The sequence below is a fragment of the Streptomyces sp. NPDC102514 genome, assembly GCF_055584525.1.
The window spans coordinates 194486-204773 of the sequence record NZ_JBVJLW010000013.1 but is presented as its reverse complement, the minus strand read 5'-3'; the positions used below and the strand labels follow the sequence as shown (position 1 = coordinate 204773).

Sequence of the window (10288 nt, the reverse complement as noted above, 5' to 3'; positions counted from 1 at the left end):
TCGTGGACAACCTGATTGCGCTGCTGGTGGCAGCGCCTCTGCTCGGAGCGGCCGTACTGCTGTGCGGCGGCAGGCGGCTCGATGCCGTCGGCCACTGGATCGGCACGGTCCTCGCGTCCGCCTCCTTCGTGATCGGCGCGATCCTCTTCGTCGACATGCTGGGCAAGGACGAGGAGCACCGGGCCCTCGCACAGCACCTGTTCAGCTGGATCCCCGTCGAGGGCTTCCAGGCGGACGTCGCCTTCCAGCTCGACCAGCTGTCGATGACGTTCGTGCTGCTGATCACCGGCGTCGGCTCGCTCATCCACGTGTACTCGATCGGGTACATGGAGCACGACGAGCGCCGCCGCCGCTTCTTCGGCTATCTGAACCTGTTCCTCGCGGCGATGCTGCTGCTCGTCCTCGCCGACAACTACCTGCTGCTGTACGTCGGCTGGGAGGGCGTGGGCCTCGCCTCGTACCTGCTCATCGGCTTCTGGCAGCACAAGCCCAGTGCCGCGACCGCCGCGAAGAAGGCCTTCCTGGTCAACCGCGTCGGTGACATGGGCCTGTCGATCGCCATCATGCTGATGTTCACCACCTTCGGGACCTTCGCCTTCGGGCCGGTCCTGGAGGCCACCGGAGAGACCGGCGAGGGCAAGCTCACCGCCATCGGGCTGATGCTGCTGCTCGCCGCGTGCGGCAAGTCGGCCCAGGTGCCGCTGCAGTCCTGGCTCGGCGACGCGATGGAGGGCCCGACCCCGGTCTCGGCCCTCATCCACGCCGCGACCATGGTGACCGCGGGTGTGTACCTGATCGTCCGCTCCGGGGAGATCTTCAACGCCGCGCCGGACGCCCAGCTCGTCACCACCGTCGTCGGAGCGGTCACGCTCCTCTTCGGTGCGATCGTCGGTTGCGCCAAGGACGACATCAAGAAGGCGCTCGCCGGTTCGACCATGTCGCAGATCGGCTACATGATCCTCGCGGCGGGCCTCGGCCCGATCGGGTACGTCTTCGCGATCATGCACCTGGTGACGCACGGCTTCTTCAAGGCCGGGCTCTTCCTCGGCGCCGGTTCGGTCATGCACGGCATGAACGACGAGGTCGACATGCGCAAGTACGGCGGCCTGCGCAAGCACATGCCGGTCACCTTCGTGACGTTCGGCCTCGGCTACCTCGCCATCATCGGCTTCCCGGGCCTGTCCGGCTTCTTCTCCAAGGACAAGATCATCGAGGCCGCCTTCGCCAAGGGCGGCACCGAGGGCTGGATCCTCGGAAGCGTGGCCCTGCTGGGCGCGGCCATCACCGCGTTCTACATGACGCGCGTGATGCTGATGACGTTCTTCGGTGAGAAGCGCTGGCAGCCCGACGAGCACGGCCACGAGCCGCACCCGCACGAGTCGCCGAGGTCCATGACGATCCCCATGATCGTGCTGGCCTTCGGATCGGTCTTCGCGGGCGGCTTCTTCGGCATCGGCGACCGCTTCCTGCACTGGCTGGAGCCCGTCACCGAGCACGCGCACGGACACCCGCCGATCGGCGCGACCACCGTCACCCTCTCCACGATGGTCGTGCTCGTCATCGGCGTCGGCCTCGCCTGGCTCCAGTACGGGCGCCGTCCCGTCCCGGTCGTCGCCCCGCGCGGCTCCCTGCTCACCCGGGCCGCCCGCCGCGACCTCCTCCAGGACGACTTCAACCACGTCGTCCTGGTGCGCGGCGGCGAGCACCTCACGCGCTCCCTGGTGTACGTCGACCACACCCTGGTCGACGGGGTCGTCAACGGCACGGCGGCCTCGATGGGCGGTCTGTCCGGACGGCTCCGCAAGCTGCAGAACGGCTACGCGCGCTCGTACGCCGTCTCGATGTTCGGCGGTGCGGCGATCCTCATCGCCGCGACCCTGCTGATGAGGGCGGTCTGATACCGATGTCCTTTCCTCTGCTGACAGCGACGGCGGCCCTCCCGGCGATCGGGGCGATCGCCACGGCCGCCGTGCCGGCCGCCCGCCGCACCGCGGCCAAATGGCTGGCGCTGCTCGTCTCGCTCGCCACCCTGGCCCTCGCCGTCGTCGTCCTGGTCCGCTTCGACCCCGACGGCGACCGCTACCAGCTCACCGAATCGCACTCCTGGATCAAGGACTTCGGGGTGCGGTACGAGCTGGGCGTGGACGGCATCGCGGTGGCGCTCATCGCGCTGACCGCCCTGCTCATCCCGTTCGTGATCCTCGCGGGCTGGCACGACGCCGACCCGCTGGAGACCCACAGCAGCCGGTGGCGGCCGACCCAGGGCTTCTTCGCCCTGATCCTCGCCGTCGAGGCGATGGTGATCATCTCCTTCGAGGCCACCGACGTCTTCCTCTTCTACATCTTCTTCGAAGCCATGCTCATCCCGATGTACTTCCTCATCGGCGGCTTCGGGGACCGGGCCCACGCGGGCTCGGACGAACACGCGGCGGCACAGCGTTCGTACGCCGCGGTGAAGTTCCTCCTCTACAACCTGGCCGGCGGCCTGATCATGCTGGCCGCCGTGATCGGCCTCTACGTGGTGGCGGGGAACTTCTCGCTCCAGGAGATCGCCGAGGCGCGGGCCAACGGCTCGCTGGACATGGCGACCAACACCGAACGATGGCTGTTCCTGGGGTTCTTCTTCGCCTTCGCGGTGAAGGCGCCCCTGTGGCCGCTCCACACCTGGCTGCCCAACGCCATGGGGGAGTCCACCGCCCCGGTCGCCGTACTGATCACCGCGGTGGTCGACAAGGTCGGCACCTTCGCGATGCTGCGCTTCTGCCTCCAGCTCTTCCCGGAGGCCTCGAAGTGGGCGACGCCCGCGATCCTCGTCCTCGCCCTGATCAGCATCATCTACGGGGCGCTGCTCGCGGTCGGCCAGCGGGACATCAAGCGCCTGGTGGCGTACGCGTCGATCTCCCACTTCGGGTTCATCATCATGGGCATCTTCGCGATGACCAGCCAGGGGCAGTCGGGCGCGACGCTCTACATGGTCAACCACGGGATCTCGACCGCCGCCCTGATGCTGGTCGCCGGGTTCCTGATCACACGGCGCGGCTCGCGTCTGATCGCCGACTACGGAGGGGTGCAGAAAGTCGCCCCGGTGCTCGCGGGCACCTTCCTGATCGGCAGCCTGGCGACACTGTCGCTGCCGGGACTCGCGCCGTTCGTGAGTGAGTTCCTGGTCCTGATCGGCACGTTCGCGCGCTACCCGGTGATCGGCATCATCGCCACCTTCGGCATCGTCCTCGCCGCGCTCTACACACTCGTCCTCTACCAGCGGACGATGACGGGCCCGGTGAAGCCCGAGGTCTCGGCCATGCCCGACCTCAAGGTGCGGGAACTGGTGGTGGTCGCCCCGCTGATCGCCCTGCTGATCTTCCTCGGCGTCTACCCGAAGCCCCTCACCGACATCGTCAACCCGGCGGTCAAGCAGACCATGTCCGACGTACACAAGAAGGACCCCAAGCCCGAGGTGGAGGCCGCCAAGTGAGCGCTACAGCCGTCCACAGCCTGTGGACAACGGCGGCCGACCCGATCCAGAAGATCGACGCGCCGCACATCGAGTACGGGCAGCTGTCGCCCACCCTGATCGTCATCGGGGCGGCGGTCATCGGCATCCTCGTCGAGGCCTTCGTGCCCCGCAGGTCCCGTTACTACGTCCAGGTCTTCGTGTCCGTCGTCGCTCTCGCCGCCGCGTTCGCCGCGGTGGTCGCCCTCGCGGCGAGCGGATACGGCACCACGAAGGCCGGGATCGCCGCGATGGGCGCCGTCGCGGTCGACGGCCCCGCGCTCTTCCTGCAGGGCGTCATCCTGCTGGCCGGTGTACTGGGCGTGTTCACGTTCGCCGAACGGCGCCTCGATCCCGTGGCGCACGGCAACCGCGTCGACTCCTTCGCGGCGCAGGCCGCCTCCGTACCGGGCAGCGACAGCGAGAAGGCCGCGGTCAAGGCGGGATTCACCACCACCGAGGTGTTCCCGCTGCTGCTCTTCGCCATCGGCGGCATGCTCGTCTTCCCCGCGGCGAACGACCTGCTGACCCTCTTCATCGCGCTCGAAGTCTTCTCGCTGCCGCTGTACCTGCTGTGCGCCGTGGCCCGCCGCAAGCGGATCATGTCGCAGGAGGCCGCGGTCAAGTACTTCCTGCTCGGCGCGTTCGCCTCCGCGTTCACCCTCTTCGGCATCGCCCTGCTCTACGGCTACGCCGGCTCCGTGTCGTACGCGACGATCGCCCAGGTCGTCGACGGCACGGTCGAGACGGTGAACCCGGCCCTCGCCGACACCATGGGCAACGACGCGCTGCTGCTCATCGGCGCCGCGATGGTCGTCATGGGCCTGCTCTTCAAGGTCGGCGCGGTGCCGTTCCACATGTGGACCCCGGACGTCTACCAGGGCGCACCGACCCCGGTGACCGGCTTCATGGCCGCCGCGACCAAGGTGGCCGCCTTCGGCGCGCTGCTGCGCCTCCTGTACGTCGTCCTGCCGGGCCTGCGCTGGGACTGGCGGCCGGTGATGATGGGCGTCGCGGTCGTCACCATGCTGGGCGGCGCGATCGTCGCGATCACCCAGACCGACATCAAGCGGCTCCTCGCGTACTCGTCGATCGCGCACGCGGGATTCATCCTCGCGGGTGTCATCGCGATGACACCGGACGGTGTGTCGTCGGTGCTCTTCTACCTGGGCGCCTACTCGTTCGTGACGATCGGCGCGTTCGCGGTCGTCACCCTCGTCCGCGACGCGGGCGGCGAGGCCACGCACCTGTCCAAGTGGGCCGGACTCGGACGCAGGTCACCGCTGGTGGCGGCCGTGTTCGCGGTCTATCTGCTGGCCTTCGCGGGCATCCCGCTGACCTCCGGGTTCGCGGGCAAGTTCGCCGTGTTCAAGGCGGCGGCCGAGGGCGGCGCGGGCGCGCTGGTCGTGGTCGGTGTGATCTCGTCGGCCATCGCGGCGTTCTTCTACATCCGCGTGATCGTGCTGATGTTCTTCAGCGAGCCGCGTCCGGAGGGACCCACGGTCGCCGTGCCGTCGCCCCTGACGATGACGGCCATCGCGGTGGGCGTGGCGGTCACGCTGGTGCTCGGTGTGGCGCCGCAGTACTTCCTGGATCTGGCGGGGCAGGCGGGCGTCTTCGTCCGCTGAGGCAGCCCGGTCCGTGGGCCCCGGTTCCGCTCGGAACCGGGGCCCACGGCGTTCTCCGGGCGCGGTCCGGCGGGCACGCCGCGCAGATACTCCGTCGCAGCCTGTGGATAACTCCGACGCTGTCGGTGCGGACCCCTATCGTGGACGCAGCGGTCGAGGCACGACGTACGGGGGACGGGACGATGGGCGGGACGGGTGTGATGACAGAGGTGGCGGAGAGCGAAGCGCTCGGAACGCTCCACCGGGTCTTCGGTTACGAGGCCTTCCGCGGCGAGCAGGAAGCCGTCATCGAGCATGTGGTGAGCGGCGGGGACGCCGTCGTCCTCATGCCCACGGGCGGCGGAAAGTCGCTCTGCTACCAGATTCCGGCCCTGGTCAGACCCGGCACGGGCGTGGTGGTCTCCCCGCTGATCGCGCTGATGCAGGACCAGGTGGACGCGCTGCGGGCGCTCGGCGTGCGCGCCGGGTTCATGAACTCCACGCAGGACTTCGACGAGCGGCGCACGGTCGAGGCCGAGTTCCTCGCGGGCGAGCTCGACCTGATCTACCTCGCGCCGGAGCGGCTGCGCCTGGAGTCCACGCTCGACCTCCTCAAGCGCGGGAAGATCTCCGTCTTCGCGATCGACGAGGCGCACTGCGTCTCCTCGTGGGGCCACGACTTCCGCCCCGACTACCTCTCGCTCTCCCTGCTCGGCGAGCGGTGGCCGGACGTGCCGCGCATCGCGCTGACCGCGACGGCCACGCACGCGACGCACACGGAGATCACCGAGCGGCTGGGCATGCCGGACGCCCGCCATTTCGTGGCCAGCTTCGACCGGCCCAACATCCAGTACCGGATCGTGCCGAAGGCCGACCCCAAGAAGCAGCTGCTGGCCTTCCTCCAGGAGGAGCACGCGGGCGACGCGGGCATCGTGTACTGCCTGTCGCGCAACTCGGTCGAGAAGACGGCCGAGTTCCTCGCCCGCAACGGCATCGCCGCGGTGCCGTACCACGCGGGCCTCGACTCGGGCACGCGCGCCGCCCACCAGTCGCGGTTCCTGCGCGAGGACGGCCTGGTGGTGTGCGCGACCATCGCCTTCGGCATGGGCATCGACAAGCCGGACGTCCGGTTCGTCGCCCACCTCGACCTGCCCAAGTCCGTCGAGGGCTACTACCAGGAGACGGGCCGCGCGGGCCGCGACGGAATGCCGTCCACGGCCTGGATGGCCTACGGCCTGAATGACGTCATACAACAGCGCAAGATGATCCAGTCGGGCGAGGGCGACGAGGCGTTCCGCCGCCGGGCGGCCTCGCATCTCGAAGCGATGCTCGCGCTGTGCGAGACCGCCCAGTGCCGGCGCGGTCAGCTGCTCACCTACTTCGGCCAGGACGACGTGGCCGAGGCGTGCGGGAACTGCGACACCTGCCTGGTCCCGCCGGAGACCTGGGACGGCACGGTCGCGGCCCAGAAGGTGCTGTCCACGGTGGTGCGGCTGCAGCGTGAGCGGGGGCAGAAGTTCGGGGCGATCCAGATCGTCGACATCCTGCTCGGCCGCAAGACGGCCAAGGTCATCCAGTTCGACCACGACCAGCTGTCCGTGTTCGGCATCGGAGAGGAGCTGGACGAGGGCGCGTGGCGCGGTGTCGTCCGGCAGATGCTGGCCCAGGGCCTCCTCGCGGTCGAGGGCGCGTACGGGACGCTGGTGCTGACCGAGGCGAGCGGCACGGTGCTGCGGCGCGAGCGTGAGGTGCCGCTCCGCAAGGAGCAGCCGAAGCCGGCTACGTCCCGCGGTTCGTCCTCCTCGTCCGGTTCCGGCCGGGCCGAGCGCAAGGCCAAGGCGGCGGCAGCGGCGGCCGAGATGCCCTCCGACCTGCTTCCCGCCTTCGAGGCCCTGCGCACCTGGCGCGCGGGCCAGGCCAAGGAACAGGGCGTCCCGGCGTACGTCATCTTCCACGACGCGACCCTGCGGGAGATCGCCACGCTGTGGCCCACCTCGGTCCCGGAGCTGGGCGGCATCAGCGGCATCGGCGAGAAGAAGCTCGCGACGTACGGGGAGGGCGTGGTCGGGGTGCTCGCATCCCTGGAGAAGCCCGCGGGAACCCCGGAGCCGCCCGCACCACGCCGCAGCGACGGCGACCCCGACCTCCACTGGCCGGAAATGGAACCGGAGCCGGAACCGGAGGACTGGATGTAGCCGTCACCCCGCGCCCTCCAGGGGCGCGGGGGCTGGGGCGACAGGCCCCTGCCCTTCAGGGGCGCGGGGAACGGCGCGCTCAGCCCCCACGCACCCGCACCCGGCACACGACCGCAAGCCCACGCGCCCTTCAGGGGCGCGGGGAACTGCGCGACCGGCCCCCACCGGCCCGCAGCCACGAACTGCCCCGCAGCAGGCGGACGACTACGCGCCCGCCACGACGCGCCCGGTCACCTCGCCGAGACCGACCCGCGTGCCGTCAGGGCCGGGAGCCCACGCCGTCAGCGTCACGACATCCCCGTCCTCCAGGAACGTCCGCTTGCCGGTGGGGAGTTCGAGGGCGTCCCGCCCGTTCCAGGTCAGCTCAAGGAGCGAACCCCGTTCGCCGTCGGACGCCCCGCTGACGGTGCCCGACCCGTACAGGTCGCCCGTGCGCAGCGAGGCCCCGTTCACGGTCATGTGGGCCAACTGCTGCGCGGCGGTCCAGTACATCGTGGAGAACGGCGGCTCGGACACCACATGTCCGTTGACGGCGACGGAGATGCGCAGGTCGTAGCCGCCCGGGTCCTCCGCGGCGTCCTCGGTGGTGTCGTCCAGGTAGGGCAGGAGGGGGTGCGTGCGCGCGGGGGGCGCGACCCGGGCGTCCTCCAGTGCGTCGAGCGGCGTGATCCAGGCCGACACCGACGTGGCGAAGGACTTGCCGAGGAAGGGGCCGAGAGGGACGTACTCCCAGGCCTGGAGGTCGCGCGCGGACCAGTCGTTGAGGAGGCAGAGCCCGAAGACGTGGTCGCGGAAGTCGCCCAGCGGCACGGGCGTGCCCATCGGGGAGGGCGTGCCGACGACGAAGCCGACCTCCGCCTCGATGTCGAGCCGGACGGACGGGCCGAAGACCGGCGCCGGGTCCGCCGGAGCCTTGCGCTGGCCCGAGGGGCGTACGACGTCGGTGCCGGAGACCACGACCGTGCCCGACCGGCCGTGATAGCCGATGGGCAGATGCTTCCAGTTGGGGGTCAGGGAGTCCTCGGCGTCGGGGCGGAAGATCTGGCCGACGTTCCGGGCGTGGTTCTCGGAGGCGTAGAAGTCGACGTAGTCGGCGACCTCGAAGGGGAGATGGAGGGTCACCTCGGAGAGCGGGTGCATCAGGGGCGCGACGGTCTCGCGGTGCGCGGGCACCGTCACCCACGCGGTGAGCGCCCGCCGGACGTCGGACCACGCCGTGCGGCCGGCCGCGAGGAGCGGGTCGAGCGTGGGGCGGGCGAGCAGGGCGGCGTACGGGGAGCCCAGTTCCACCGCGGCGGCCCCCGCGTCCAGGACGTGGTCACCCAGCCGGACGCCCACGCTCCGGCGGCCGGCCCCGTCCGGAGAGCCGTCCGGGGAGCTGTTCAGGGAGAAGACGCCGTACGGAAGATTGTGCGGGCCGAAGGGATCGCCCTCGGGGACATCGAAGGGGGGCATGGGGTGCTGCCTCGCTTTCCGTGTGGGTGGAGCACACGTTACGGGGAGGCGCCGCCCGTGGGCAGTGTCTAAAGAGTTCGCAATGTCCGATTAAGGGTGGGGTCGGAGTGGTTCATTCCGGCTTAGCTTCCTTCAGGGGGGCACGGACGGGGTGGGTCCGGGTCCAGGGATGTGTGGGACACGTGGGGGGACCCGTGGCCAAAAGCTCTGCCGGCGTGCCGCTCTGTCTGGATCGGGAAGTACCCGGCCTGATCGTGAAGTTCGGCGACTACCCGCTGCACCACGGCGGAGTGGGCGCGATCCGCAGCCTCGGACGGCTGGGGGTACCGATGTACGCGATCACCGAGGACAGATACACGCCTGCCGCGGTCTCGCGCCATCTGCGGCGCGCGTTCGTCTGGCCGACCACGGGGACGGAGCGGGCGGAGCGGCTCGTCGAGGGGCTGCTGCGGGTCGGGCGCGGGATCGGCCGTCCCGCGGTCCTCATCCCGACCGACGAGGAGGCCGCGGTCCTGATCGCCGAGCACCAGGCCGAACTCGCGGGCGACTTCCTGTTCCCCAGGGTGGTGGCCGGGCTGCCCCGGCGCCTGGCCAGCAAGCAGGGACTGCACGAACTCTGCGTCGAGCACGGCGTACCCAGCCCGGAGGCGGCGTTCCCGGACTCGTACGGGGAGATCGAGGACTTCGCGGCGAAGGCGAGGTTCCCGCTCGTGGCGAAGAACCGCGAGGCGTTCGTGCGCCGCGCGCGGCCCGCCGTGCACGGGACGACCCGCATCGCCACCCAGGAGGGACTGTTACGGCTCGCCCGCGACTGGGGCGAGCGGCCCGGCGTGATCCTTCAGGAGTATCTGCCCCGGGAGGACGCCGAGGACTGGATCGTGCACGCCTACTTCGACGCGGACTCGGCGCCGCTCGCGATGTTCACCGGCGTCAAGGTCCGCTCCTGGCCCCCGCACGCGGGCATGACGGCCAACGCGTACGTCGTCGACAACCCCGAACTGGCGGACCTGGCGGCGCGGTTCATCAAACAGATCGGTTTCAGCGGCGTCATCGACCTCGACCTGCGCTTCGACCGCCGCGACGGCCGGTACAAACTGCTCGACTTCAATCCGCGGATGGGCGCCCAGTTCCGGCTCTTCGAGAACGAGTCGGGGATCGACGTCATCCGCGCCATGCATCTGGATCTGACCGGCCGGGCCGTTCCGGAGGGGGAACAGCTCGCCGGCCGGCGCTACATCGTGGAGAACATCGACCTGCCGGCCCTGCTCGCGTACCGCCGCAGCGGCTATACGACACCGCACGCTCCCGACCGCCCGAGCGGTACGGAGCTGGCGTGGCTGGCGGCGGACGACCTGCGGCCGTTCTTCACGATGCTGGCGCGCTTCGTACGGCCCGGCGTGAAGCATCTGTACCAGCTGTGGAGGGACGGCCGCCGCGGCGCCCGTGTGGCACCCGGCCACCGATGACCACGGCCGGTCCGCGACAGGCCGGCAGCGCAGGGGAGAAGAAGGCCCGCAGCCGTGGCAGGGCGGGTGCGG

General features: G+C 70.2%; 6 protein-coding genes. 5 read left to right on the top strand and 1 reads right to left on the bottom strand.

Annotated elements, in window-relative coordinates:
* Positions 1 to 2 precede the first annotated feature (2 nt).
* From nuoL to recQ, 4 genes are all read left to right on the top strand, one after another.
* A complete protein-coding gene (nuoL, locus tag ACZ60E_RS30025) occupies positions 3 to 1898 on the top strand; it encodes an NADH-quinone oxidoreductase subunit L (RefSeq protein ID WP_384801031.1) in 1896 nt (631 codons plus the stop codon).
* A gap of 5 nt (positions 1899 to 1903) precedes the next feature.
* Entirely contained in the window at positions 1904 to 3475 is a 1572-nt protein-coding gene (locus ACZ60E_RS30020; protein ID WP_384801034.1) for an NADH-quinone oxidoreductase subunit M, read from the top strand.
* Entirely contained in the window at positions 3472 to 5121 is a 1650-nt protein-coding gene (gene nuoN, locus ACZ60E_RS30015; RefSeq protein ID WP_384801037.1) for an NADH-quinone oxidoreductase subunit NuoN, read from the top strand. The genes ACZ60E_RS30020 and nuoN overlap by 4 nt, the downstream gene beginning before the upstream one ends.
* A 182-nt stretch (positions 5122 to 5303) precedes the next feature.
* The gene (gene recQ / locus ACZ60E_RS30010) at positions 5304 to 7295 is read left to right on the top strand and encodes a DNA helicase RecQ (protein WP_469444647.1); all 1992 of its coding nucleotides are present in this window, start codon (positions 5304 to 5306) and stop codon (positions 7293 to 7295) included.
* Between the two features lie 204 nt (positions 7296 to 7499).
* Here the strand turns inward: recQ and fahA are convergent, their stop codons facing one another.
* Positions 7500 to 8750, bottom strand: a complete 1251-nt coding sequence (gene fahA / locus ACZ60E_RS30005) for a fumarylacetoacetase (RefSeq protein ID WP_469444471.1) — start codon at positions 8748 to 8750, stop codon at positions 7500 to 7502.
* A gap of 194 nt (positions 8751 to 8944) precedes the next feature.
* Here fahA and ACZ60E_RS30000 point away from each other — a divergent pair, with 194 nt between their 5' ends.
* Positions 8945 to 10216, top strand: coding sequence for a carboxylate--amine ligase (locus ACZ60E_RS30000; protein WP_469444469.1), 1272 nt, complete (start codon positions 8945 to 8947; stop codon positions 10214 to 10216).
* Positions 10217 to 10288 lie beyond the last annotated feature (72 nt).